Origin of the sequence: Desulfatibacillum alkenivorans DSM 16219, assembly GCF_900142135.1 — a bacterium.
Lineage (GTDB): Bacteria > Desulfobacterota > Desulfobacteria > Desulfobacterales > Desulfatibacillaceae > Desulfatibacillum > Desulfatibacillum alkenivorans.
This window is the reverse complement of the sequence record NZ_FQZU01000018.1, coordinates 509-25,039: the sequence shown is the minus strand read 5'-3', so window position 1 is coordinate 25,039 and position 24,531 is coordinate 509. Positions and strand designations below refer to the sequence as shown.

The 24,531-nt window shown below is 54.1% G+C and carries 22 protein-coding genes and 1 tRNA gene; 8 read left to right on the top strand and 15 right to left on the bottom strand.

All coding sequences use genetic code 11. The features are described 5' to 3' along the window. Nucleotides 1-11: 11 nt before the first annotated feature. The 8 genes from secF to BUE18_RS14640 all read right to left on the bottom strand — a co-directional run bounded on the left by secF (nt 12) and on the right by BUE18_RS14640 (nt 8,866). Nucleotides 12-1,058, bottom strand: a complete 1,047-nt coding sequence (secF, locus tag BUE18_RS14675) for a protein translocase subunit SecF (RefSeq protein ID WP_073476863.1) — start codon at nt 1,056-1,058, stop codon at nt 12-14. Nucleotides 1,059-1,071: 13 nt separating this feature from the next. Then, nucleotides 1,072-2,673, bottom strand: a complete 1,602-nt coding sequence (gene secD / locus BUE18_RS14670) for a protein translocase subunit SecD (RefSeq protein ID WP_073476862.1) — start codon at nt 2,671-2,673, stop codon at nt 1,072-1,074. A gap of 152 nt (nt 2,674-2,825) precedes the next feature. Then, nucleotides 2,826-3,143, bottom strand: coding sequence for a preprotein translocase subunit YajC (gene yajC, locus BUE18_RS14665; protein ID WP_083611038.1), 318 nt, complete (start codon nt 3,141-3,143; stop codon nt 2,826-2,828). A 77-nt stretch (nt 3,144-3,220) separates the two neighbouring features. Further along, nucleotides 3,221-4,516 carry an adenylosuccinate lyase gene (gene purB / locus BUE18_RS14660; RefSeq protein ID WP_073476861.1) on the bottom strand — a complete coding sequence of 432 codons (1,296 nt, stop codon included), beginning with the start codon at nt 4,514-4,516 and terminating at the stop codon, nt 3,221-3,223. 18 nt (nt 4,517-4,534) lie between these two features. Next, on the bottom strand, nt 4,535-5,572 hold the full coding sequence (locus BUE18_RS14655; protein WP_073476860.1) for a LysM peptidoglycan-binding domain-containing protein: 1,038 nt from the start codon (nt 5,570-5,572) through the stop codon (nt 4,535-4,537). Nucleotides 5,573-5,782: 210 nt separating this feature from the next. Then, on the bottom strand, nt 5,783-6,118 hold the full coding sequence (locus BUE18_RS14650; protein ID WP_073476859.1) for a hypothetical protein: 336 nt from the start codon (nt 6,116-6,118) through the stop codon (nt 5,783-5,785). Nucleotides 6,119-6,137: 19 nt separating this feature from the next. Beyond that, nucleotides 6,138-7,286, bottom strand: a complete 1,149-nt coding sequence (locus BUE18_RS14645) for a sodium ion-translocating decarboxylase subunit beta (RefSeq protein WP_170868374.1) — start codon at nt 7,284-7,286, stop codon at nt 6,138-6,140. Between the two features lie 116 nt (nt 7,287-7,402). Then, the gene (locus BUE18_RS14640; RefSeq protein ID WP_073476858.1) at nt 7,403-8,866 is read right to left on the bottom strand and encodes an Rne/Rng family ribonuclease; all 1,464 of its coding nucleotides are present in this window, start codon (nt 8,864-8,866) and stop codon (nt 7,403-7,405) included. Nucleotides 8,867-9,122: 256 nt separating this feature from the next. Here BUE18_RS14640 and leuS point away from each other — a divergent pair, with 256 nt between their 5' ends. Both leuS and lptE read left to right on the top strand, forming a co-directional pair. After that, nucleotides 9,123-11,714, top strand: a complete 2,592-nt coding sequence (leuS, locus tag BUE18_RS14635) for a leucine--tRNA ligase (protein ID WP_073476857.1) — start codon at nt 9,123-9,125, stop codon at nt 11,712-11,714. Between the two features lie 30 nt (nt 11,715-11,744). Further along, nucleotides 11,745-12,272, top strand: coding sequence for an LPS assembly lipoprotein LptE (gene lptE / locus BUE18_RS14630; protein ID WP_073476856.1), 528 nt, complete (start codon nt 11,745-11,747; stop codon nt 12,270-12,272). Nucleotides 12,273-12,367: 95 nt separating this feature from the next. On the opposite strand, the gene rpsT is transcribed toward lptE, so the two are convergent. Beyond that, nucleotides 12,368-12,634 (bottom strand): 30S ribosomal protein S20, encoded by a 267-nt coding sequence (rpsT, locus tag BUE18_RS14625; RefSeq protein WP_073476855.1) that lies wholly within the window; start codon nt 12,632-12,634, stop codon nt 12,368-12,370. 183 nt (nt 12,635-12,817) lie between these two features. Here rpsT and BUE18_RS14620 point away from each other — a divergent pair, with 183 nt between their 5' ends. Then, nucleotides 12,818-13,540 (top strand): metallophosphoesterase family protein, encoded by a 723-nt coding sequence (locus BUE18_RS14620; RefSeq protein WP_073476854.1) that lies wholly within the window; start codon nt 12,818-12,820, stop codon nt 13,538-13,540. Nucleotides 13,541-13,716: 176 nt separating this feature from the next. Continuing rightward, a complete protein-coding gene (locus BUE18_RS14615; protein ID WP_073476853.1) occupies nt 13,717-14,214 on the top strand; it encodes a hypothetical protein in 498 nt (165 codons plus the stop codon). Between the two features lie 968 nt (nt 14,215-15,182). Here BUE18_RS14615 and BUE18_RS14610 read toward each other — a convergent pair. Together BUE18_RS14610 and BUE18_RS14605 are read right to left on the bottom strand one after the other, a co-directional pair. After that, nucleotides 15,183-16,502, bottom strand: a complete 1,320-nt coding sequence (locus tag BUE18_RS14610; protein WP_073476852.1) for a TIR domain-containing protein — start codon at nt 16,500-16,502, stop codon at nt 15,183-15,185. A gap of 337 nt (nt 16,503-16,839) precedes the next feature. After that, entirely contained in the window at nt 16,840-17,349 is a 510-nt protein-coding gene (locus BUE18_RS14605) for a hypothetical protein (protein ID WP_073476851.1), read from the bottom strand. A gap of 532 nt (nt 17,350-17,881) precedes the next feature. Here BUE18_RS14605 and BUE18_RS14595 point away from each other — a divergent pair. From BUE18_RS14595 to BUE18_RS14585, 3 genes are all read left to right on the top strand, one after another. Then, entirely contained in the window at nt 17,882-19,003 is a 1,122-nt protein-coding gene (locus tag BUE18_RS14595; RefSeq protein WP_073476849.1) for an epoxyqueuosine reductase, read from the top strand. 18 nt (nt 19,004-19,021) lie between these two features. Further along, nucleotides 19,022-20,044 (top strand): 4Fe-4S binding protein, encoded by a 1,023-nt coding sequence (locus BUE18_RS14590; protein WP_073476848.1) that lies wholly within the window; start codon nt 19,022-19,024, stop codon nt 20,042-20,044. Nucleotides 20,045-20,479: 435 nt separating this feature from the next. Continuing rightward, nucleotides 20,480-20,555: transfer RNA gene (locus tag BUE18_RS14585), tRNA-Phe, on the top strand. Between the two features lie 208 nt (nt 20,556-20,763). Here BUE18_RS14585 and BUE18_RS14580 read toward each other — a convergent pair. The 3 genes from BUE18_RS14580 to BUE18_RS14570 all read right to left on the bottom strand — a co-directional run bounded on the left by BUE18_RS14580 (nt 20,764) and on the right by BUE18_RS14570 (nt 23,182). After that, nucleotides 20,764-22,092: a sodium-dependent transporter gene (locus BUE18_RS14580; protein WP_073476847.1), complete on the bottom strand. Its 1,329-nt coding sequence runs from the start codon at nt 22,090-22,092 to the stop codon at nt 20,764-20,766. Between the two features lie 69 nt (nt 22,093-22,161). Further along, complete coding sequence (locus BUE18_RS14575) at nt 22,162-22,479, bottom strand: cupin domain-containing protein (RefSeq protein WP_073476846.1); 318 nt, start codon at nt 22,477-22,479, stop codon at nt 22,162-22,164. A gap of 97 nt (nt 22,480-22,576) precedes the next feature. After that, nucleotides 22,577-23,182 carry a VOC family protein gene (locus BUE18_RS14570; protein ID WP_073476845.1) on the bottom strand — a complete coding sequence of 202 codons (606 nt, stop codon included), beginning with the start codon at nt 23,180-23,182 and terminating at the stop codon, nt 22,577-22,579. A gap of 203 nt (nt 23,183-23,385) precedes the next feature. Between BUE18_RS14570 and prxU the strand changes: the two genes are divergently transcribed. Further along, entirely contained in the window at nt 23,386-24,111 is a 726-nt protein-coding gene (gene prxU / locus BUE18_RS14565) for a thioredoxin-dependent peroxiredoxin (RefSeq protein WP_083611036.1), read from the top strand. 166 nt (nt 24,112-24,277) lie between these two features. On the opposite strand, the gene BUE18_RS28315 is transcribed toward prxU, so the two are convergent. Beyond that, nucleotides 24,278-24,531: hypothetical protein (locus BUE18_RS28315; protein ID WP_211482814.1), on the bottom strand; the 254-nt coding region annotated here is incomplete at its 5' end.

The window sequence follows — 24,531 nt, the reverse complement described above, 5'->3', positions numbered from 1 at the left end:
CGTTCAGTTATTTATTGCGCCGCCTCCCCGGATGCTTTCTGCCAAGCCAACAAAATGGGACTGGCGACAAAAATGGATGAGTACGTTCCAATGAGCACGCCGATAAGCAAAGCAAAGGCGAAATCCGCAATAATGCTGCCGCCGAACACATACAGGCATATTACCACGACCAGCGTGGTCAGGGAGGTCAGCAAGGTGCGGCTGAAGGTTTCGTTGATGCTTCTGTTGATGATGAAATCAAGCGCCCTGCGTGTATGCCTGGTCTTGTTTTCGCGAATCCGGTCGAACACAATGATGGTGTCGTTCAGCGAGTACCCAACAATGGTGAGCAGAGCCGCAATAATAGGCAGGTTGAACTCCTTGCCCACCAGGGAGAACACGCCTACTGTGATGATCACGTCGTGAATCAGGGCCACAATGGCGCCCATGGCGTATTGCAGCTTAAGCGCCCAGAACCCCGCCACGGCGATCACCAGGGCCACGGCGATTTGCGCCGGAATGCCCAGGTCGAACTTATCCATAAAATAGGCCACGCCGATAATGGCCAAAGCCATGACCAGGGGCGGAATCCATTTGAGTTCGAACCGGCCGGAAATGTAAACCGTGATGAACAAAAGCGCATAAAACATGGCCATGAGGGCTTGTTCCTTCAAGTCCTTGCCCACCTGCGGGCCGACCATGTCCACCTTGCCGAGCTCCACACCGGTTCCCAAAGCCTGTTCCAGGACGGCTTCAATTTGTTCGGCAATATCCGAGCCTTTTCCTTCTTCCACATCCGTCCGGATCAGGAACTCGGTCTGGCCTTCCACATGGGTTTCCTGAACCGTGGCCTTCTCAAGCCCGATGGCGCCTAAAGCGCTGCGCACCTCCTGCGCCGTGGGCAGTTGCTCGAATTTAAAAATCATTTCCGCGCCGCCGGCGAAGTCAACGCCCATCTTGGGGCCGCCGTGCATGACCAGAGAAACCAAGGATACGGCGATCAGAATTGCTGAAAACACATAGGCGATAAAACGTTTGCCGATGATGTCAATGTTTATGCCGGGTTTAATCCACTCCATAATTACGCCTTCCTTATATGCTCAGTTTCCGCACGTTGCGATAGTACAGGAAATAGTCGAAAATCAACCGGGACACCACAATGGCCGTGAACATACTGGCTGCTATGCCGAAGCATAATGTGACCGCGAAGCCCTTGACCGGACCGGTTCCGAACTGCAGCAGAACGAATGCCGCCACAAAGGTGGTCACGTTGGCGTCCAGAATGGTGATGGTGGCTTTGGAGAACCCGGAGTCCACGGCGAAGGCCGGGGCCTTGCCTGTCCGTATCTCTTCCCGGATGCGCTCGAAAATGAGCACGTTGGCGTCCACCGCCATACCAATGGTCAGGATGATGCCTGCGATGCCCGGCAGGGTCAGGGTGGCGTCCAGCAAGGCAAGGGAGGCCAAAATCAATACGACGTTTAATACAAGCGCCACATTGGCGATAAGGCCTGCACCCATGTAATAGACCGCCATAAAGATCACCACCAGGACAAATCCGATGAGCATGGCGTTGGTGCTGGTCTTGATGGAGTCCTTACCCAAGGATGCGCCCACGGTGCGCTCTTCCAGAATCTTGAGGGAAACCGGCAAGGCGCCGGCCTGGAGGATGATGGCCAGGTCGCTGGCTTCCTGCATGTTCCCGATTCCGGTGATCACGGCCTGTCCGCCGCTGATCTTCTCCTGAATAACCGGCGCGGAGAATACCCTGCCGTCCAGGACGATGGCCAGGGGCTTGCCCACATTCTCTCCGGTAATCCGGGCGAACTTGAATCCGCCTTTTTTATTGAATTCAATCGAGACCACGGGTTCGGAAAACTGGCCTTGCATGTTGGCGTAAGCCTTTTCCAGGTATTCACCGGTCAGGAGGACCTTTTTCTTCACAAGATAAGGCCTGGAAGACACCCGGCCTTCGGCGTCCACGTTCTTGGAGTACAGAATTTCCGTGCCCGGAGGGGGCCTCCGGTTGATGTAGTCCCGCACCTGGTCTTGCCTGTCGTCCAGAAGCCGGAACTGAAGCTGGGCCGTGCTCACCAAAATATCCTTGGCGCGCTGGGTGTCGGTGACGCCGGGGAGCTGAACCAGGATGCGCTTCTCGCCTTGCTTGCGGATGTCAGGTTCGGACACGCCCAGCTTGTCAATCCTGTTGCGAATGGTCTCCAGGGCCTGATCCCGGGAGGAATCCATGATGGCCTTTTGGTCGCTTTCGGGCAGGGTGAATGTGCAAACCGTGTTTTCCCCCTGGGTGTCGTAGTCGGGAACCAGTTCGCTCATCTCCTCGCCGGCCCATTTCTTGAACTTATCCAGAGCTTCGCTGCCAATGATGGTGACGGTCAGAGTGTCTCCATTGATCAAGTCCTGATCCTTGCTGCGGATATGCTCCCGCCGCAATCCCTCCTTCAGGTCGTCGGAGTAACGGTCCATGGTGCTGACAACCGCCTCTTGAGTCTGCACCTCCAAAACCAGATGCATGCCGCCTTGCAAGTCCAGCCCCAGATTGATGACCTTGTGAGGCCAGGCTGTATGATCTTTATCTTTATCGACGAACCATTGATTTACGGTCGGCCACAAGAATAAAAGCGCCAGAGCCAGCACAATTGCAACCAAAGTTAAACGGAATGTGAAGTTTTTCAAAACGGTGAACTCCCTTTATGACCGGTCGCCTCCAAAGGCGGCGACTCCAAAATTCCCCCCAATTATCAGGCCGAACCCCCTGGGCTGATCCTTGGAGCAACGAATAGGCGAATCGCCCGTCCGCTGTTTTTGTAAACGCCTGACTGGGCCGCCTATTTTCCGGGTTGAGCCAGTCCTGCGATGCCGCTCCGGGCGATCTTCACGCGTACGCGATCCGCAAGCTCCAAGGTGACGGTGCTTTCATCCAACCCAGTGATTTTTCCGTAAAAACCGCCGTTGGTGATAATCTTGTCTCCCTTTTTCAAAGCGTCCAGCATTTGCTGGTGCTCTTTTTGCTTTTTCTGCTGGGGCCTCATGATAAGAAAATAAAAAATTAAAATCATCATGCCCATCATGCCGAAAAAGGCAAGATTGTTCTGCTGGCCCGCCGCCTGTCCAATTACCATGGTGCTTAACAATGAATCGATCAAAACTGCCTCCTTTTAATATCCGCCTACGGGCTAAGGCTTTTCCCTCGGGCGTCGAATTTTTTCAAAACCCGGATTGATTATTCGCCGAAGACCCTTTTGAAAATCGTGTCCACGTGTTTGAAATGATAATCCAGGTCGAAAATTTCCTCAATAGCTTCTTTGCTCAGGTGCGCCCCAATGTTCGGGCAGGCCAGGACCAAGGTCTTAAAATCAGCGCCTTCGTCCCAAACGCGCATGGCCTGGGTCTGCACCATCTTATAAGCGTCCTCCCTGCTCACTCCGGCCTCGGCCAGAGCCAAAAGAATCTGCTGGCTGAAAATAAGGCCCTTCATGAGGTTCAGGTTTTCCATCATGCGGTCTTTGTTGACCACCAGGTTGCCCACCAGGCCGGAAACGCGGTGGAGCATATAGTCGATAAGGATGGTGCTGTCCGGGCCGATAACCCGTTCCACCGAGGAATGGCTGATGTCCCTTTCGTGCCACAGGGCCACATTTTCCATGGCCGCAATGGCGTTGGCGCGCACAACCCGGGCCAGGCCGGACATGTTTTCCGATCCGATGGGGTTGCGTTTGTGGGGCATGGCCGAAGAGCCTTTTTGGCCCTTGGAAAAGTATTCCTGGGCTTCCAGGACTTCGGTCCTTTGAAGATGCCTGATTTCCACGGCGATTTTGTCGATGGTGCAAGCCATGATGGCCAGGGCGGAAAAGTACTCCGCATGCCTGTCCCGCTGGATGATCTGGGTGGATGCAGGCGCCGGCTTGAGGCCCAGCTTCTTGCATACCAGGGCCTCCACCTCGGGCGGGGTGTTGGCGAAGGTGCCCACCGCGCCGGAAACCTGGCCGTAGCTGATAGTCTCAATGGCATGCTCGATGCGCACCCGGTTGCGTTTGACTTCATCGTACAATACGGCCATTTTCAGGCCGAATGTGATGGGCTCGGCGTGAATGCCGTGGGAGCGCCCCACCATGGGGGTGAATTTATGCTCCATGGCCTGCTTTTTGATGGCGGCCAGGAGCTTGTCCACGCCTTCGAGGATCATCTCGCCGGCTTTCTTCAAAAGCCAGGCGAAACTGGTGTCCAGCACGTCCGAAGAGGTCATGCCCTTATGGACGAAACGGGAGTCCGGTCCCACGTACTCGGCCACGTTGGTCAAAAAAGCGATGACGTCGTGCTTGGTTTCTTTCTCAATCTCCAAAATGCGCTCGACGTTAAAGTCCGCTTTTTCCGCTATATTTTTGGCCGCTTCCTTGGGGATGATCCCCAATTCCGCCATGGCTTCACAGGCGGCGACTTCCACCTTAAGCCAAGCCCTGAAACGATTTTCGTCGTTCCAAAGAGCTCCCATTTCTTCCCGGGTGTAACGTTTGATCATGTTTTCCTCAATTTTTCATTATTTGCCGCTGACCGGCAGCCAAAGCGTATCTCCGTCAAACTGAATCATATTGACCTGGCTGTAGTCGATCTGGCGCAACAGGTCGAACACATGGGTCATATTATAAACAACCACCTTGCTCAAGGGCTGGATCATATTCAGGTCCTGATCCACCTGCCGGGTCTTCAAATTATAGATGGCTACCATATTTTCGGAAAATTTCAAGATTTTACCGACGCCGGAACTGAATCCGTTATTTGAAGGCTCGTCCGCCAGAGGCGAAAGCCTGACGCCCTGATGGGCGAAAAATTCGTCCAAAAGTTTAAAATGAATGTTCCAAATGTTGTCTCCGGGCTGGACGACGTAGACGCCGAACTCGGCGCGGCCTTTAGGAGCGGCGGCGGGCTTGGCAGGGCTGCCCGATCCGGTGGAAGCGCGGGCGCCGCCGGCCTCTTTGGAAGCCGTCCCTCCCTGCCGTAGATTTGCTTCTTGGGCTTCCGCAGCGGTTGCGTTTTGAGCCCTGTCTTGACCGGCGCCGTCTGCAGTGGTTGCGCTTTCAGCCCTGCCTTGACCGGCGCCGTCAGCAACAGGCTTGTTTTGCGCCATCCTGAGGCCGCCTTTTCCGTCCGGATTGATTTCATCCACGACAATTTCACCGCGGCTCAGCTTGACGTCGTCCATAATCTCTTTCATGGACACCGTGTATTCGCCCACCTTGATGGACTCATCCTCGTTCACGATCATGTCCAGGCTTTGATCCACTCCATACTTGGCTTTGCGCTCATCCATGAGGTTGGCCATGTCCTGGTCCTGATCCCCCTGCCCGTCTACCTTATTATAATCAATGACGACAGACTCTTTTTCCTGTGCGGCGCCTTGCCGGGCCGCCGGGACGGGTTCTTGGGCGGCGGGAGCTGGCGCCGTCTGCGGTTTTTTGGCGTCCTCGCCGCCTTGATAAACGAGCAAGACAATGACGCCGGCGGCTATAATAACCAAAATCAAAGCTAAAACGCCGCTCTTCGAAACCCTTTGCCCTGAGGATGCTGTTTTGGCCATGAATCGCTTTCCCCCCGGTGCTGGATTAGTATTCAATGCGGGATTTGAGTGTTCAGTTAGGGGTTTTATGGTTTCCTGAGACCGGGAATCGCCCCGGTCTCAGGATGGTTTATCAAAACCGGCTCTCCAGGCTTGTCCGCACTATCGCTGAGCGGGTCTTGCCATGGAGGCCTTGGTTTGTCAAGGGGATGCGCCTGTTTTAACGCACTGCTATTTTGACGCCTGGGCCTTCTTCTTGGCGTCTATGTTCGTAAAAATGCGCCCGGAGACCTGCATGATCACCTGGATGACGCCCAACACAATAAAGATGCCCACAAACCGGATAATGAGGGTGTAAATGGCGATGCCCCAATCAAAATCCGGATCGCTGGGACGGCTGTTTCCGTCAATGAGCTTATTTCCGGCGTCAGCGGCCTTTTCCACAGCCTGGCCGCTTGCGTGAGCGGCTGCAGGGGTCAGCGCCATGAAGCCGCCCAGGGTTATTGCCAGACAAAGCCCCAAAACCAGGAGGGCCTTGCCAGCGGAATACTTCTTATTTGCAAACATTGTAAATTCCCTCCTTTGATTAGCCGAACATGGCGATGAACATACCGGCCGCAGCAGCGCTGCCGATAACCCCGGCCAGGTTGGGGCCGATGGCGTGCATAAGCAGGAAGTTCTGCTTGTCTTCCTGCTGGCCCGTGACCTGGGCCACGCGAGCCGCCATGGGCACGGCCGAAACGCCCGCCGCTCCGATGATGGGATTGATCTTGTCTTTCAAAAACAGGTTCATGATGTGGACCGTCAACACCCCGCCCATGGTGCAGATCATGAAGTCCAACAGACCGAAGCCGAAAATCATCAAAGGCTTGGCGCTGAGGAACTTGTCGCCTGACATGGTGGCGCCCACCGAAATGCCCAGGAAAATGGTTACGATGTTCATGAGCGAATTCTGCGCCGTCTCGGAGAGCCTGTCCACAACCCCGGACTCACGCATGAAATTGCCCAGCATCAACATACCCATCAGGGGGGTGACCGCCGGAATCAGGATGGAGATGACCATGAATACGGACAAGGGGAACATGGTCTTTTCCAGCTTGGAAACCGGCCGAAGCTGCTTCATGCGGATAAGGCGTTGCTTTTTAGTGGTGAAGAGCCTGACAATCGGCGGCTGAATCAGCGGCACCATGGCCATATACGAGTAGGCCGCCAGGGCGTTTGCCCCTAGTAGGTCCGGCGCCAGCTTGGCCGTCAAGTAAATGGTGGTGGGACCGTCCGCGCCTCCGATAATGCCGACCGAAGCGGCTTCTCTCAAGGAAAAATCAAAGAATAAAACGCCCAGGAAGGTGATAAAAACCCCGAGCTGCGCTCCGGCGCCGATTACCATGGTCCGCGGATTGGCGATCAGAGGCCCGAAGTCGGTCATGGCGCCAAGGCCCAAAAAGATCACGCAGGGGATGACTTCCCATTCCACCCCGTAGTGATAGAATATTTCAAAAAGATGGCGATGGCCAGCTTCATTGAAACCCATCAGCGGCACATGGGGAAAGTTCACCGCCACGATTCCGAACCCAATGGGTAAAAGCAGCAGCGGCTCATATTTCTTCGCCACCGCCAGATAAATGAAAAAGAACCCGATGGCCCACATGGCCACCATTTTGATGTCCAAGGCGAATAATCCGGTCTGTGTTGTGAGGATCTGCATCAACACATCGATAAAATCATGCCAACTCATTTGTCTCCCTCTCTGAAAGTCTGTTTTTCACCATATGGCGTCCCCCCGCCAATACGAACACGGCTTTTGGAGCTTAAGTCGAGAAGTAGTAGAAAAAAAAGGAGAGACCGTCAAGCCTATTTTTCGGCGTGAATATGGGATTCGCCTGGGACAAGACCTTTGTCCGGCCTAATGACTATGGTCACATCATGCCGTAATTCCAGGTCATTCAATTCCCGGCGCTTCTTGTTCAACAGGTACTCCGCCACATTGGCCGGAACCATGCCTTCCATGCTTTTAACGCCTTCTTTGATGATCTGAGACCTTAGCTTACGCAGAAAATCCAGGGCCATGGTTTCCAGGGACGGCACCCTGCCCTTGCCGCGGCATTGGGGGCATGTAAGGTAGCTTCCGTAATCAATAGAAGGACTTATGCGTTGGCGAGACATTTCCATAAGCCCAAACTGGGAAATGCGGCCGATTTTCATGCGCGCCTTGTCCAGTTTGGCGTGCTGGCGCATGGCCTTTTCAACGGCCGTACGATTCTTTGCGTCCCGCATATCGATAAAATCCACCACAATCAAGCCCCCCAGGTCGCGCAAGCGCAGTTGCCGTGCGATTTCCTCGGCCGCTTCCAGATCGGTCTTGAGGGCGGTTTTCTCCACCGACGCTTCCTTGGTGGACTTGCCTGAGTTCACATCAATGGATACCAGGGCCTCCGTGGGATGGATTACAATGCTTCCGCCGGATTTCAGGTTGACTTTGCTCTCAAAAATGGAGGCGATCTGCATTTCCAGTTGATACTTGGAAAATATGGGCCGCTCCTCTTTGTGCAAGCGCACCACTTTTTTTCTGCGGGGCGCGATGACGGACATAAACTCCTTGATTTCCTCGTAGGCGTTGGGATCGTCCACCAGGATGCTGCTTATGTCCGCATTGAAGTTGTCCCGCAAAGAGCGAATGGCGAGGCTTTGCTCCTTATTGAGCAGAGCCGGGGCCTTTTCTTCAATGCCCTTTTTGTTGATGGTCTTCCAAAGCCTGAGCAGGTGCTTGATGTCCTGGGAAATGACGGACTTGGTGCCCTTTTTGCCCACGGTGCGGACAATCACCCCGAATCCCTCGGGAATCTTGCAGGAATCCAGGATCTTTTTCAGGCGGACCCGTTCCTCCTCCTCCTCGATCTTCCGGGACACGCCCCGGGTCTTGCTGCCCGGCATGAGCACCACATAGCGGCCGGCCAGGGAGATGAAGGTAGTGAGCATGGCCCCTTTTTTATCCACAGGGTCTTTGGTGATCTGAACCAAAAGCTCCATGCCCGGCTTAAGCAGGTTTTTAATGGCCGTGTCCCCGGAATTGGTGTCCATAAAATAGTCGCTGTGAATTTCGTTTTTCTGCAAAAATCCGTGACGCTCTGCTCCGTAGTCCACAAACACGGCCTGAAGGCTAGGCTCCACCCGGGCGATGACGCCCTTGTATATATTGCCGCGGGTGATTTCCCGGGCGGCGGTTTCTATATGAAATCCTTCAAGATTGTTGTCTTTGACAATCGCGATGCGGCACTCCTCCGGGTCTACCGCATTTACAAGAATCCTTGTTGTCATTGGCGTTAAACTTTCATTATGGTTAAGGTTCTTTCTTGCTTGCCTATTAGATAGAAATAAAACGCAATGAAGTCAACGGAATTCTGGGGGTTATAACATGACGAAATAAAAGCCTGCTCCTTGCCAAACGCCCTGAGTTGTGGCATGGATGAAAGGTGATAGCATTGCCCCCTGACTATGGAACGCCGGGAGGGACCAACCCGGTTTATATTGCTGACAACTCTCTTAAGCCCCTGTATGTGAAAGGCATTTTGGCATGGATGAACGCTACGACCCCAAAAAAATAGAAGGCAAATGGCAAGCCCATTGGGACGCCGCCGGACTGTTCAAAGTGAAGGAAGACCCCTCCAAAGAGAAGTATTTTCTTATGGAAATGTTTCCCTATCCGTCCGGAAAAATCCATATGGGGCATGTTCGCAACTACTCCATCGGCGACGTGGTGGCCCGTTTTAAGAGGATGCAGGGCTTTAACGTCCTTCACCCCATGGGCTGGGACGCTTTCGGCATGCCCGCCGAAAACGCGGCCATCAAAAACAACACCCATCCTGCCAAGTGGACTTACGAAAACATAGCAGCCATGGGCGCCCAGTTGAAAGCCATGGGCTTTTCCTACGACTGGGACCGCGAAATCGCCACCTGCAAGCCCGACTATTACCGCTGGGAGCAATGGCTCTTTGTGCAGATGTTCAAAAAAGGCATGGCCTACCGCAAGGAAGCCAACGTCAACTGGTGCCATACCTGCCAGACCGTTCTGGCCAACGAGCAGGTGGAGCAGAACATGTGCTGGCGCTGCGGAGACGAGGTGGAGCAGAAAAAGCTGAAGCAGTGGTTCTTCCGGATTACGGACTACGCCGACGATCTGCTGGAGCACTGCGACAAACTGCCCGGATGGCCCGAAAAGGTCGTCACCATGCAGAAAAACTGGATCGGCAAAAGCCACGGCGCCGAAATCCTCTTTTCCGTCAAGGACAGCGACGTAAAAATCAAGGTCTTCACCACCCGGCCCGACACCTTGTGCGGCGCCACCTTTATGTGCCTGGCGCCCGAGCATCCTCTGGTTGAGGAGTTGAGCAAAGGCACGGCCCAGGAGGCCGTCGTCCAGGAATTCGTCTCCCGCATGGCCAAGCAGGACAAGGCCAAACGCACCGCGGACGACAAGGAAAAGGAAGGCGTGCCCATTGGCGCCCAATGCATCAATCCCCTGACCGGCAAGACCATGGAAATCTATACGGCCAACTTCGCCCTCATGGAATACGGCACCGGCGCGGTCATGTCGGTTCCCACGCACGACCAGAGGGACTTTGAGTTTGCAACCAAATACGGCCTGGAAAAAATCGTGGTCATCCAGCCCGAAGGCGAGGCGCTTTCGCCCGAAACCATGACCGAAGCCTATACGGACCCGGGCGTGCTGGTGAATTCCGGCCAATTTGACGGCATGAAAAACACCGACGCCATGGAGGCCATCGCCCAATACCTGGACGAAAACGACATGGGCAAAAAGACGGTCCAGTACCGCATTCGCGACTGGGGCATCTCCCGGCAGCGCTACTGGGGCGCTCCCATTCCCATGATCCACTGCCCGGACTGCGGCATTGCGCCCGTGCCCGAAGACCAGCTGCCCGTGATTCTGCCCGAGGACGCCAACCTGCTGGAAGGCGGCAAGTCGCCCTTGTCCGAACTGGATTCGTTCGTAAAGACCACCTGCCCCCAGTGCGGAAACGAAAACGCCCGGCGCGAAACCGACACCATGGACACCTTTGTGGAGTCAAGCTGGTATCCGGAACGCTACTGCAGCCCCAAATGCGACGACGCAATGTTCGACGTGGATGCGGTCAAATACTGGATGCCCGTGGATCAATACATCGGAGGGGTGGAGCACGCGGTCATGCACTTGCTCTACTCCCGCTACTTCACCCGGGTGCTGAACGACTTCGGCCTGGTGGACTTTAAAGAGCCCTTTACCCGGCTCCTGACCCAGGGCATGGTCTGCAAGGAAACCCTCAAGTGCCCCGAACACGGCTGGCTGTTCCCCCACGAAGTGGAAGGAAACGGCGAGGAACGAACCTGCACCAAGTGCGGCAAGATTGTTGAAGCCGGCCGTGTGGAAAAAATGTCCAAATCCAAATTGAACGTGGTGGACCCGGAAGAACTGCTGGCGAAATACGGCGCGGACACCATCCGCCTGTTCTGCCTGTTCGCCGCTCCTCCGGAACGGGACCTGGACTGGAGCGAGGAAGGGGTGGAAGGGTCTTACAGGTTCCTCCAAAGGGTCTGGCGCATGTTCGCCGCCCATATGGACGAGGTCAAGGACGTGCAGCCCTACGAGGGAAGCCCGGACGACCTGGACGGCTACTTAAAGGACCTGTACAAAAAAACCCACCAGACCATTAAAAAGGTCACCGAAGACATTGACGGCAGGTTCCATTTTAACACGGCCATTGCCGCGGTCATGGAACTGGTGAACATGGTCTACGGCCTGGACGACGACCTGCAGGACGAAAAACGGGCCGGCGTGCTTCGCGCCGCCGTGGAAGCGGTCATCCTGCTGATTTCGCCCATGACGCCCCATTTTACCGAAGAGCTGTGGAGCATGTTCGGAAAAACCCAGTGCGTTTTGGAAACCCCATGGCCCGCGTGGCGGGAAGACGCCCTGACCGCCGATGAGGTGGTTGTGGTGCTTCAGGTCAACGGCAAGCTGCGCAGCAAGCTGAATGTGCCCCTGGACACGGAGGACGAAAAGATCAAGGAAATGGCTCTGGCCGATGAAAAGGTCCGGAAGTTCATGGGCGGCAAGCCCATTCGCAAGGTGATTGTGGTCAAGAACAAACTGGTCAATGTAGTGGTTTAGCCGCTGCAGGAAAGGTTCAGGGACCGGCCCATGCAAAAGGCTCTTTTGCGATTGGTTTTACCCGTATTGATATTAAGCCTGTGCGCCTGCGGATATCATTTTTCCGGAGGCGCCAGGCCCGGCGACCCCGTGCGGACGGTTTTCATACCGGTTTTGGATAACGAAACAGCCGAAACCGGCCTGGAAACCATGATAACAAACGGCCTGATAAGGGAGTTCACCCGGGAGCAAAAATTCACCCTGGCCCACAGCCGCGCCGAGGCCAACGTGCTTTTGGCGGGGTCCATCGAGTCTTTGTTGGATGAAAATGCAGCGCGCAGGTCGTCCGGGGATTCAGCCCTGCGCAGGGTGAGAATGATTTTGTCTCTGGAACTGCTTGATGAAGACGGCCGGGTGTTGTGGGCGGACGACAAGATTTCGGAACACGAGACCTATCAGGTGGTGAGCGGAAACCTGGCGGCCACCCAGGCAAACAAAAACCAGGCGTTGTCGGTGTTGACCACGCGCCTGGCTATGAAGATCCGCCATCGGATGGAAGCATATTTTGAAGGATTTTAATGGGGTATCGGTCGGCGCGCTGCCATGTCGGCCAAGGGTTTGAAGCCTGGCCATGCAGCGCAGCCGCCGCACCCATTCACTACAAGTTCGGTAACCTAACCGGCCAGGGCCTCTACCTTTTTGGCAAGGCGGGAAATCTTCCTGGAAGCGGTGTTTTTGTGGATAACGCCCTTGCTAGCGCACTTATCGATGATCGACTGAGTTTCCACCAAAATAGCTTTGGCTTCATCGGCGGACTGGGCTTCCACAGCCTGGTTGACCTTCTTGACCATATTCCTGAGACGGGTCTTGTAGGAACGGTTGCGTATTTGCTTGATGGTGTTCTGTTTTGCTCTTTTCAAAGCGGACTTATGATTCGCCAATGTTGCATCCTCCTTGGCCGGCGTTGTTTTTTCAATCGCCGATTTATTTATTTTTCACTTTCGTTAGCTGGTGCGGGCCTATATTCGGTAGACACCACAACATAAAAAGCGGTATGTAAGGAAAATAGCCTTTCTTGTCAAGGCCTAAATCATTCAACCATAATTTTTCAAGGGCGGGCGACTGTGCGAATTGCTGTTATTTCTGATATTCACGCCAATCTGGAAGCATTTACGGCTGTCCTGGAAAATATGCAAATCCGCAATGTACACGCCTGCGTGTGCCTGGGCGACGTGGTGGGGTACGGCGCCGACCCCGAACCCGTCCTTCAGCTTCTGTGGGAGAATAAAATCCCCTCCATCCTGGGAAACCACGAAGAAGCCGTATACGACGACGACATTTTACATTATTTCAACCCTCAGGCCAAGAAAACCGCCCTGCTCACCCGTAAAATGCTCAAGCCCGAAAGCGTGGAGCGCATCAGAAAATGGCCCGTGAACATCGAGTTTCACGGCGCTTTGGGCGTGCACGGCTTTCCGCCCGACTCCATCCACAAATATCTGTTTGAAGCGGACCAGGGCGCCATATCCCGCATGTGGGATTCGGTCCCTTACAAGCTGTGTTTTGTGGGCCACACCCACAGCCTGGACCTGGTCGCCTTTGACGGCCACAACGTCATTACTTACCCCCTGCTGGAAGGCGGCTGGCTTCTGGACAACCGCAAGACCATCGTCAACGTAGGCAGCGTGGGCCAGCCCCGGGACGGCGACAACAACGCCAAATACGTGATCTGGGACACCAAAATGAACGCCCTGACCATCTGCTACGTCCCCTACAACATCCAAAAAGCCGCCGATAAAATCATGAAGGCCGGCTTTCCGGAAATCAACGCCAGAAGGCTGTATTAATGGCGAATTCAGGACGTACATGCGCCCTAATGGGGTTGCGAAGCAACAGTAGATGCGTCCGTGAAAGCATATTGAAATCAATGAGTTAGGCGGTTGGACAGTCTTGATCGGAACCATTTATTGTTTTCTTATTTAATCCAATCCGAATAATTTGCTAAAAAATATAGGAGTGATCCGTGAAGTTATGGCCTTACGACAAATTCCATATTGATACAAAATTATCTCGCGACGAACTGGTCGCCCTATTTAAATCCCAAGTCGAAGCCAGAACATTTTTCCATGTATATTTCAAAGAAAACAAACCCTTTGAAGGAAAGGTTTCTCAAGAGGGTTTTAGAATCAAGCGAATCCTTTCCTACTTAAACTCCTTTCAGCCGAATGTTTCCGGAAAATTTCCGACCGGAAACACGGGCGGTCAAGTGGAAGTTCGTATGACGCTTCCTCCAGTCGCCATTGCATTCTTATGCATCTGGTATTGCGTCTTTTACTATTTTATAAGGGGTGTGTGCTCCGGTCTTTTTAGTGGTGCAGCACAGGCGCTTCCCGCCCTGATTTTTTCACTCGGAATGTTGCTCCCAATCTGTGCTTTAGTTTTATATTCTTTTTGGTCTGAAGCGATAAAACAAAAAAAAATGATTATTGAAATTCTGCGTAAAGGGGAAGAAATCGAGTAAACACCGCCCTATCATGACATACCGCAGTTAGCCAAAACGCGACGGAGAAGGACTAAGGCAAAAAATTTTCCAATGCAGCGTAGTTTCAGGGCTTGCCCTGCCATGGACGCGCTTGCGCGTCAATAAGGCGCCCACAGAAGGGGCAGGCTGCAATGCAACCGGGCGGCCCCTTCTTTTGGGTGGCCCTGGCAGCGTTGTTTGCTGCCAGGGTTGCTTTAGCAACATAAGGTGCGGCCTAAAACATATTTTGAAATTTCGGTGTCAGGCGGACGGGAGGCATTGCTTGAATCCCTGATTTTGTTTCATGGTTTTGGATAAATCGTCCGCTCGCCGTAAATTCAGGGATTTCTACCACCCCCTAGGCCGTTCCTTTTGTCCTGTCGGACCCAGGCAAAAACTGCCTTGCCTGGGCCACCCGGGTTGGGTCGCCGAGGCTGGCCGGAACGCACCGGAGAATAATTCAGGGCAATATTTCCCTAAAACAGTGTAAGTTCTAAGGCTTGCCCTGCGCAGAACGCCCAACGCCGCTCCTCACGACAATGTAGTGCAGGCCCCCGTGCCTGCCATGGACGCGCTTGCGCGTCAAACTGGCGCCCACGGGGGGGGCAGGCTGCAATGCAACCGGGCGGCCCCTTCTTTTGGGTGGCCCTGGCAGCGTTGTTTGCTGCCAGGGTTGCTTTAGCAACATAAGGTGCGGCCTAAAACGTATTTTGAAATTTCGGTGTCAGGCGGACGGGAGGCATTGCTTGAATCCTGTTTTTATTGACGGCCGCTCTTATTGCGCTCCGCACCCCGGCAGAATACTGCTCTGCCGCTGCTGGCCTACCCGATCCCCAATTTTTGGCATACGCCCTGCGCGCAGCGCCATTTAAAAAGTTTTGATCAAACTTTTTCAAAAGTTTGCCGCCGGAGGCGCGTAGTTATGTAGTTATGCTGCTATGCAGTTATGCAGTTATGCAGTTCCGCAGTTAGGCTTTGGCGCCGGCGATTTCCGTGAGAAACGGCGCGATGTGGGAGTATTCCCTGACCCAGACCACGTTGAGGCCCAGTTCGTTGGCGTCCTGCTCTTCCAGGAGAAGGGCCAGGCTGTTGATGGTTCCTTCGGAATGGCTGGGAATCTTCTTGATGACGTAGTGATTCAGCTCCCGGGACGGGTTTTTCCGGTAGGCCACGTCGAGCAGCCTGCGCAAATTGGGATCGTTCAAGCTCAGGCCGATGAACAGGCAGGTGTTTTGGCTCAGCTTGTTCAACTGAATCAGGTTGGACCACGAAAAGGGATCGATGAACTGGTTGTGATAGGCGTCCTCCGAGAACACCACGTCCGTGTTCTTTTTGATTCTCCCTTTGCGCGGCAGGTATCCGTGGACGTGGTAAATGGGCAGCTCGCTGCAACTATAGCGCATGCCCTCTTCGTAAATGGCGATGTGCCGGATGTTATTGGCGGACAAAGCCTCTTCGATCAGACCGTCGAAATTGAAGGTCACGATGGAGTCCAGCGGTTTGCCGTCCCGTTGAGGCCGGGCCAGATCCACAATGGCTTCGATGATGGCGCACGACTTGGGATTCTTGGAGTACAGGGCGTCGCGAAGCTGGGGCAGAAAGTCGTTGCCCAGGTTGGTTTTGAGGTATTTTCCAACCACCAGGGCGGAGGGGCTGTAGCTTCTTTGGAACTCCATGGGATCCACTTCCTCCACGGACAGGGAATGCTTCCTGGACATGCGGATCATCATGGACTCCAGCAGCATAAGCAGCAAATTGTCCCATGATAGGATGCCCGCGCCTATGGACGCCCCCGCGCCGCAAAACAAAGACAGCCTCCCGGCGTTTAGCGCCCGGGTCAGGGCGGCGATGGCCTGGGCGTAGGTCCTTTCCCTGCCCTCCCCTATTTTGGCGGCCGGCGGCTTGTCTGACAAAAAGCCCAGGACCTCGTTCAGGCCCCGGTCCAGGTTTTCGGACAAGTCCACGTACTGGTATCGGGCCAGATATTGGGGCACCGTGCTTTTATCCACCAGGACGGGGATGATCCGGGTGGAGGGGCTGGACAGCTCGCCGAAAGCCAGGGCCGAATACTCGTGCATGGACCACTTGGAGCTCAGGGAGTCCTTGCTGATAATGATGATGAAGGCGTCAACCTCCTTCACACCCTGATTGATTTTTTCCAGCAGGTTGTCCCCGGCCTTGATCTTCCATCCGTCGTACCAGACTTCATGCCCGGCGCCGCGCAGTTTGTCCGCAATGAGGTCGGCGTGCTTTTTATCCTGCTGGGTGTAGCTGATGAAAACTTTCATTGCATCCTTCTTGTGTGGAAGTGGATTTTTTTCCTGGAAGAACGACCGGAAAACAAACACAGGGCCGCGGGCGGCCTTGCGTCTTTCAAAACGCAATACGAGCCCCGCGCCTGCATTTTCATTTAATGGCAAAATTTAGCACAAGCAGGGAGAATCAACAACGGTTTTAACGCCGTCCTGGATCCATGCTGCAGCGGCGCTGAAAGCCGCAGCAATCAGCGCCGAAAAAATGAACGATTCTGTTTAGATGCGAAAAAATAATGCATGGCTGTTTTGCAGGCGTTAAGAAATCCGGAACGGAGTCTTTCCGGTTCCCGCGCTCTGAAAAAGAGACGTATCATCCTTGGGAGTTGGAAAACAAGTGGGCGCCCAAAATGCCGTATTCTTCGTCATCAACGGAAATGGTGATTTTCACCTCGCCCGCATTGCCTAAGAGAGAATCCGGCAGTTTGACAGCGTAATATAAAACAAAGACTTTTAAATTTCCTTGCCTTTGCACATAATTATAGTGGGAATACACACCGTCCTCCACTTTTCCGAGCGAGGACAACAGTTGATCGTGGGTTCCTCCCAACGCCTCCTCGTCAATTTGCGCTTTGGCCAAATCACTGAATAAATTATAAAAGGCGTCATGGCTCCCGCTATTATAAGCAGCCTGAAAATCATTGAAGATCTTTTTCTTAACGTCCTTGGTGATGAAATCAGGCAGGACTTCCCCAGGCTGCTCCCCGCTGACGTGTGTGGATGGCGAGGAGACTTTAACCGCCACCCAGGCCGTGGCGGCCAGGTTGGCGATCAGCAAAACAGCGATGACAATAAGCAAAGGAGTGGCTTTATCGGATTTCATGGACTCATGATCCTTTCCTGTTTAAGATGCTGGGAACCGAATATCAATTTTTCGGTTCATATCAGATGTCGACGCCATTTTACAAGAATGATCGTATCAAACCACAAGATTTCATCTTGAAAATCAGAAGAAAAAACGCCAAGCCGAAAAAACAGCCCCGAAAAATTAGCAACGCCTGGCTTGCAGGGGCGTCTGCGCGCGCCCGGTTGAGGCTTGAATTTGCGTTGACAATCAAGGGGATTTTTCGGATACTATACCAAGCGGTATATTTAATTGCAGGTTTAAATTAAGCGGGGAAATAAAAGGTTATACAAAAAATTCTAACGAGCGCTCTTTATTTTAGAGCAGGAAGCATGTATAATTAAAACGCATGGATCGAAAGGGAGAAGGAGCGGTCTCAAGCCTTTCGTCCGGGGTTCGGGAGTTTCCTCAAGCGCTGAAAATTTCCCGCCGCATCTTCAACCAAAACGGGTCGGCGATGGTGGAATAATCCGCCCAAGACATCCCTAATTTTTTCGCCAAGGAGACAAACGTGATCACCAAACAAGACGTGATGCAAGCCGCCTATGACAATGGATTCGTGGACGTGGGAATCACCACCATGGAGCCTTTCGACAATTCCAAAGAATACCTGGAGGCCCACCAGGAGGAATACGGCTGGGCTGAAAAAATGGGCCTATCCTTGTTAAAGGGTACGGATCCCGCCTCCGTCATGCCGGAAGGCAAGTCCATCATCGTGCTGCTGGAGGGGTATTTCCAAAAGGCCTTCCCCCCTTCCATGGAGCGCCATTTCGGACGCTGCTATCTGGATGACGACCGGGTGACCAAGGACGGCCTGGCCCTGCGCATCAAGGCTTTCAGGAGCTTCCTGCGGGACGCCGGAATCAACTCCAAGGTTCCTTTTAACCTCCCCCATCGGGGCGCCGCCACCCGGGCCGGTCTGGGAACCCTTGGCAAGAACTGCCTGTTTTACTCCCGCAAGGCCGAGGCGCGCAGCTCCTTTAATTTTCCCATCGCCGTGGTGGTGGACCAGGAATTTGAAGCGGACGAGCCGACCATGCGATTCGGGTGCCCGGACTGGTGCCGCAACGCCTGCATCGCCGCCTGCCCCACCAAAGCCTTAAAAGGCAACGGCAGGCTGGATCCGCGCAAGTGCATCTCCTTTCTCAGCTATTACGGAAGGGGCATCACGCCAATGGAAATTCGGGAAGCCATGGGGCTTTTCGTATACGGCTGCGACCGCTGTCAGAATGTGTGCCCGCGCAACGCCCCCTGGCTGGCCAAAGACCTGCCCGTCAATCCAAAAGTCGTCGCCAAAGCCGGAGACTTTGAACTGCCCAAGCTCCTGCACATGGACAAGGAGTATTTTGAGACCAAAATCTGGCCCCACATGTTTTATATGGGCTACGAGCATATCTGGCGCTGGAAGATGAACGTGGCCCGGGTCATGGGCAACACCCTGGACCCGATGTACGTGGACGACCTGGTCACAGCCTTTGGCGAGCATGACGACGAGCGGGTTTTAGGCATGATCGCCTGGGCCCTGGGCAGGATCGGCGGAGAAAAGGCCAAACAGGCTCTGGAAGGATTCGCCCCAAAAGCTCAGGAGCCCGTGCTTGGAGAAATCAGGCACGCCCTGGACATGTTCGATTAATACAAATCAGGAGAACAAATGCAAACACCGGAACCCTTAAAGTTTTATGCAAAAAAATTGGGTTATCCCAAATCGGAAACCCTTGGGACCATCCTTTCCACCTTGTTTGACACCGAAGAAAAACAAAAGGTGGCCGCCGCCCTTCCGGGCGACGCCCCGCAGTTGTCCGAAAAAACCGGCGTTCCGGTGGAGGACGTGAGAAACATCCTTAAGGTCCTTCGCCATTTTGGGGCGATTTGTAAAAACCAGAAAGTGCAAGCGGAAGAAGAAGTTTACGTACTGTATCCCGGTCTGATCGAATTGCGGGACGCGGTGCTGCTCACTCCGGGAATCAACATGGATATGGTGGAGTTGTGGGACCACATGATCCGCCGGGAAATGCCGGAAATCTTCCCCACATGGAAAAAACTGAACGTGCCGCCCATGATGCGGACCATCCCGGTGGAGGCTGCGGTGGATACGCGCTCCACGGTTTTGGACGAGGACTCAGCGCGAAACATCATAGAAAACGCCCGGCAGATCGTGGCCATTCCGTGCGTTTGCCGGGCCACGCGGCATCGTCTGAACAAAAGCCCGGATTGCCCGGCGCCCGAGGACGCCCACATTTGCATGCTGATCAACAAATTCGGCCAGGAAGCCCTGGAGCGCGGGATCGGCGCGGAAATCACCACAAAGGACGCCTTAGCCAAGCTCAAGGCCGCCGAGGACGCAGGGCTGGTGCATATGACCCGCAATAACGTCAAATCGGACGTGGCTTTGTGCAATTGCTGCTCGTGCTGCTGCACGGGGCTCTTTGCCGTCAATCAGGTGAAGTATGAAGCCTTTGCGCCGTCCCGATTCCGGGTGAAGCTGGACGAGGATGCGTGCCTGGGCTGCGGAACCTGCGTGGACCGTTGCCAGTTTCACGCCATCGAGTGCCAGGACGTGGCCGTCATCGACCTGGAAAGCTGCTTCGGCTGCGGCAATTGCGTGTCCACCTGCCCAGGCGAGGCCTTGACGCTGGAGGAATTCCGGCCCAGGGATTTTATCCGCAATACCTGATTGCTTGGACCCGGGTCCGGGAAAATTCTTGCCGGGCGCTTCGTAAGCAAAAGACTGAACTTTTTTTCAAAAAATGTCTGGATCGGCCTTTGGGAAGGGAAAATTTTTTTCGGGATTTCCTGAAAATGTCCTTGACTGGCGGGCGGCGGCGGCGAAACCGGCCCCGCCCGCAAAAAGCGGCTTATTTTCGCGTTAGAACCTGGAATTATTAAATAATACAAGAGCAAAAGAAGGATTTGATCGTGAGAGAGGGATCGGCTCCAAACCAATTGCCGTGCGTCGCTTTCAGGCGTAAAACGGCCAATCCCGGCCAGCAGATAAAAGATCAAACAAATTCTTAACCAGAGCGGATTTTCTCCTTGACATCTTCGGCTCAAACTCCTATATACGGTCCCACTTTGGCGGTAACGCAAACCGGCAAAGACATAAGGCCAAGCCGAGGTAGCTCAGTCGGTAGAGCAGCGGACTGAAAATCCGCGTGTCGGCAGTTCGATTCTGTCCCTCGGCACCAGCCTAACAAAACGCCGCATGATTTCGATCATGCGGCGTTTGTTATTTTCAGCCCCCGAAGATTTATTCCAAGCCTGAAAGTCAGCATTTTAACCACGAAAAACACCGAAAACACGAAATTGAAAACTACCGGATATCAAAACTTTTCGTGGTGTGAATGGAAAGAAGCCTTTGCTCAGGCTGAATGGCATGTCTGTCTTAACGGAGCCTTACCCTATCCCTCCCAAGGCCATGCCGAGGATCCAGACAATAAGGCAGACGGGCACGAAAACCCAGGAAAGGTACTTGATCAGGCCGCGGGTCCAGGGCTTTTTGCATCCGGTGTTTATGGCCTTGAGGGCGGCGTCGGCTCCCAGAATCCAAAACAGGCCCACGGCGATGATCAACGCTCCGGCGGGAAGCATGTAAATGGTAAAAAGATCCACCCATTTTTCAAATACGCCCATATTGAGATCCAGGTACAATCCGATCCCCAAGGCGATGCACGCGACCAAAACCGCCGCTTTTTTGCGCGGCAGCTTTAGCTGATCCATCAACGCTTCCACGGGAACTTCCACCAGATTCAAGGCCGACGACAATCCCGCCAGAATCACGCTGAAGAAAAACAAGGCGCCGTACACCCGTCCTCCGGGCATGACGTCGAAAATCCGGGGCATGGTTACGAACATCAGGTCCGGCCCGGCTGCGGCGTCCACGCCAAAGGCAAAGGTTGCGGGGATGATCACAAAGGCGGCCAGAAAGGAAGCCAGGCTGTTCATGACGGCGGTGGCCAGCGAGGCGCTGGGGATGTCCATGCCTTCGTCCAAATAGCTGCCGTAGATGAGCATGCCTCCCAGGCTGACCGTGAAAAAGCTCTGGCCCAGGGCCATGATCCAGGTTTGGATGTCCCACAGGCATTTCCAGTCCGGTTTGGTTAAAAACGCAAGGCCCTCCAGAGCCCCGGGCAGGGTCAGGCTGCGCACCAGGAGAATGGCGAGTATTCCGAACAATAAAGGCATGGCCGCCTTGTTGATGCGCTCCAGGCCGGATTGCACCCCCTGGGCGGCGATAAACGCGGTTAGGCCTATGGCCAGGACGTGCCAGGGCATGGAAGCTGTGTTGCCTGCAAAACTCCCGAACAAGGCGGAAAAATCGGAGCCGGAAAGGTCGTGGCTGATAAAAAGCCAGAAGTACCGGATGATCCATCCCAACACGATGGAATAAAACACCAGGATGCCCGATACGGCCAGCACGGGAACCAGCCCCAACAGCTTGCCAAGACCGGGATGCAAGCGTCCGAAAACCTGGGACAGGGCGCCCATGGGCCCCCGCTGCTCCCTGCGGCCCAGGGCGAGTTCCGCGGCCAAGCCGAACCGCACCAGTCCGAAGACGAACAACAGGTAGGGGATTAAAAAAGCGGCGCCGCCGTAGCGCCCCAACCGCCAGGGAAAAAGCCAGATATTGCCCAGGCCGATGGCAGCGCCCATGCAGGCGGCGATGAAACCGATTTTACTTCCCCAGGTTTCTCTGGGGGTGTGATTGGAGGAATTCTTATTCATAACAGCGTACCGGCGTCACAAAACAGGCCCGATTGTCAACCCGCACCCAGTCCTTTCCTGACGGGCGACTCAGATAGGGGGCGCTATGGTCACAAGCACGCGCATGTCCGTAAGGGCGTTAATGCCGTGGGGTTCCGAAATCTCGGAGATGAGGATGTCTCCCGGCTTGGCGGGAATGGCTGCGCCTTCGCCTCCCAGGAACTCGCCCTCCCCTTCCAGAACCAATATGGAAAGCTGGCCGTCGATCTGATGGGAGTGAATGGGCAGCTTTTGCCCGGCTCTGAAATTGAAGTTGAGGATCTTGAAGTACGGTGAATCGTGAACCAAGTATTTGCTCAGGCTCAGGTCGTTGAAGTCGTTCACTTCAATAATGTTCAGGTGCTTCATGTTGCGAACCTCCTCATTTAAAAAGCCGTTTTCAATGCCTTGACGGGTGAAATCTACACCTGATAGCCCTGGCTGTCCTTGATTCAAGTCAAAAAACTCAATTTTCTCCCTTTTTTTCAAAATGGTTGGGCTTTTCAAAAAGATCCATGCCCGCGCCGGCGAAAGCGACCCGCCAATCCTGCGGCGTGGGTTTGGAGACCTCAGGCCATTGCCCGGGCTGCGGGTCCGGCCCTTCCAGGGCGGTTTCCGAAGGGCCCCTATCCACCAACACCGGAGTTTTTCTAATATCCCTGCCCGGAACCGGCCAGGAAAACTCGATGGGAATTCCGTTGGGGTCAAAGGCGTATATGGAATGGATGAAGCCATGATCCATGGCGTCGGTAACGGGAAACCCGGCCGCCTCCAGCTTGTCTTTCAGGTCGTACAACTCCTTTTCCGTTTCCACGCCGATGGAAACATGATCAAAAACATACGGCCCGCGAACCGGATAGCCGTGGTCCTTTTTCTCGACCGGCTCCACGCCGTCCCATTCAAAAAAAGCGATGCAGTCATTCTCGCTGATTTCAAAAAAATAATGCCGTAAGCCGGGCCTGCCCAAGCCTGCCACAAGACGCATCCCCAACAGGTCTCTCCAAAAGCGTATGGTTTTTTCCATATCGCCTGTGGCCATTGCCAAATGATTGATGCCGGTAAATTTAGTCATAGAGTCCTCGCCAACCCTCTAAATTGTTCCTTTTCAGCAAGTATATGAACCCATCAGGCTCAGGTCAAGAAAGTCCCATAACTAATTAGGAATGAGTGTCATTTTTTCTTGCCTTGAAAAGGAGAGGCGGCGTATCATAGACAAAATCTTGGCAAGAGCGCGCAAAGAATCATAAATACCAATATAAACCATAGGAGGAACCTATGCCCAAGGAATTCAGCCCCGGTTGCGCCCGCCCCACAGGAGGGCCCGTGGGGGAAGAGGCGAAGGAAACGGCGTCACCGCAACCAACAATCCAGGCAAAAAGCAAGGAGGCAGGCATGATCAAGGTAGGCAAAAAAGCTCCGGATTTTACGGCTCCGGCTTATTTAAAGGGTGAGTTTGTTACGGTGCAATTATCCGAATATTTGGGCAAATGGGTGCTGTTGTGCTTTTATCCGGGCGATTTCACCTTTGTCTGAGCGACTGAAATCTCGGCGGTCGCCGAGAAGAATGCGGAATTTGAAAAGCTGGGCGTGCAGATTCTTTCCATGAGCGTGGACAGCGTGTTTGTGCACAAAATGTGGGATGATCACGAGCTTTCCAAGATGGTGGAGGGCGGGGTTCCCTTCCCCATGCTGTCGGACGCCGGCGGAAAAGTGGGAACCATGTACGGCATTTACGACGAGGACGGCGGAGTGGAAACCCGCGGCCGTTTTATCATCGATCCCGACGGCGTGGTCCAGGGCTACGAGGTGCTGACTCCGCCCGTGGGCAGGAACGTGTCGGAATCCTTTCGCCAGGTTCAGGCTTTCCAGACCGTGCGCCAGAGCAAGGGAACGGAAGCCACGCCTTCCGGCTGGAAGCCCGGCAAACAGACACTCAAGCCCGGCCCGGATCTGGTGGGCAAGGTCTGGGAGGTTTGGAAGACCTCCGAGGCTTTCGACTAAGGCCCGGTTGGATTAGAAACAAGGAACTATTCCACCTTCGAGTTTGGAAGTAACAATCTGATATCAGCTACTTAAACCTGGGGCTAAGATCTGAATTATAAACCGGAGCCCGGGAATCATGATCCCTTCCCCCCATTTCCGGGGGGAAGGACAGGATGGGGGGCCGTCATTCCCGAATGTCCTTGTCGGGAATCCAAGGTCTTCGTCCTTTGCTCTCGTTCCCATGCTGTGCGTGGGAATGCATATAAAAAAATTTTAAATTCAAATGGTTATCAATTTTTATACCGGCTGATTGAAAATTGAACACCCAATTTGTACGTTTGTTTTGAACCACGGAAGTCACGGAAAACCCGTCATCTCCAAACGCCCTGGCTTTTGTAGCGACAGGCCCCCGTGCCTGTCCATGCTTTTTGCCCGTCA

Coding starts and splice junctions, on each gene's coding strand:
- BUE18_RS14610 (WP_073476852.1), bottom strand. CDS start 16,502: ATGAAAGTTTTCATCAGCTACACCCAGCAGGATAAAAAGCACGCCGAC.
- leuS (WP_073476857.1), top strand. CDS start 9,123: ATGGATGAACGCTACGACCCCAAAAAAATAGAAGGCAAATGGCAAGCC.
- BUE18_RS14580 (WP_073476847.1), bottom strand. CDS start 22,092: ATGAATAAGAATTCCTCCAATCACACCCCCAGAGAAACCTGGGGAAGT.
- secF (WP_073476863.1), bottom strand. CDS start 1,058: ATGGAGTGGATTAAACCCGGCATAAACATTGACATCATCGGCAAACGT.
- lptE (WP_073476856.1), top strand. CDS start 11,745: ATGCAAAAGGCTCTTTTGCGATTGGTTTTACCCGTATTGATATTAAGC.
- BUE18_RS14655 (WP_073476860.1), bottom strand. CDS start 5,572: ATGGCCAAAACAGCATCCTCAGGGCAAAGGGTTTCGAAGAGCGGCGTT.
- BUE18_RS14640 (WP_073476858.1), bottom strand. CDS start 8,866: ATGACAACAAGGATTCTTGTAAATGCGGTAGACCCGGAGGAGTGCCGC.
- BUE18_RS14590 (WP_073476848.1), top strand. CDS start 19,022: ATGCAAACACCGGAACCCTTAAAGTTTTATGCAAAAAAATTGGGTTAT.
- purB (WP_073476861.1), bottom strand. CDS start 4,516: ATGATCAAACGTTACACCCGGGAAGAAATGGGAGCTCTTTGGAACGAC.
- BUE18_RS14570 (WP_073476845.1), bottom strand. CDS start 23,182: ATGACTAAATTTACCGGCATCAATCATTTGGCAATGGCCACAGGCGAT.
- BUE18_RS14605 (WP_073476851.1), bottom strand. CDS start 17,349: ATGAAATCCGATAAAGCCACTCCTTTGCTTATTGTCATCGCTGTTTTG.
- BUE18_RS14575 (WP_073476846.1), bottom strand. CDS start 22,479: ATGAAGCACCTGAACATTATTGAAGTGAACGACTTCAACGACCTGAGC.
- BUE18_RS14645 (WP_170868374.1), bottom strand. CDS start 7,286: ATGAGTTGGCATGATTTTATCGATGTGTTGATGCAGATCCTCACAACA.
- BUE18_RS14650 (WP_073476859.1), bottom strand. CDS start 6,118: ATGTTTGCAAATAAGAAGTATTCCGCTGGCAAGGCCCTCCTGGTTTTG.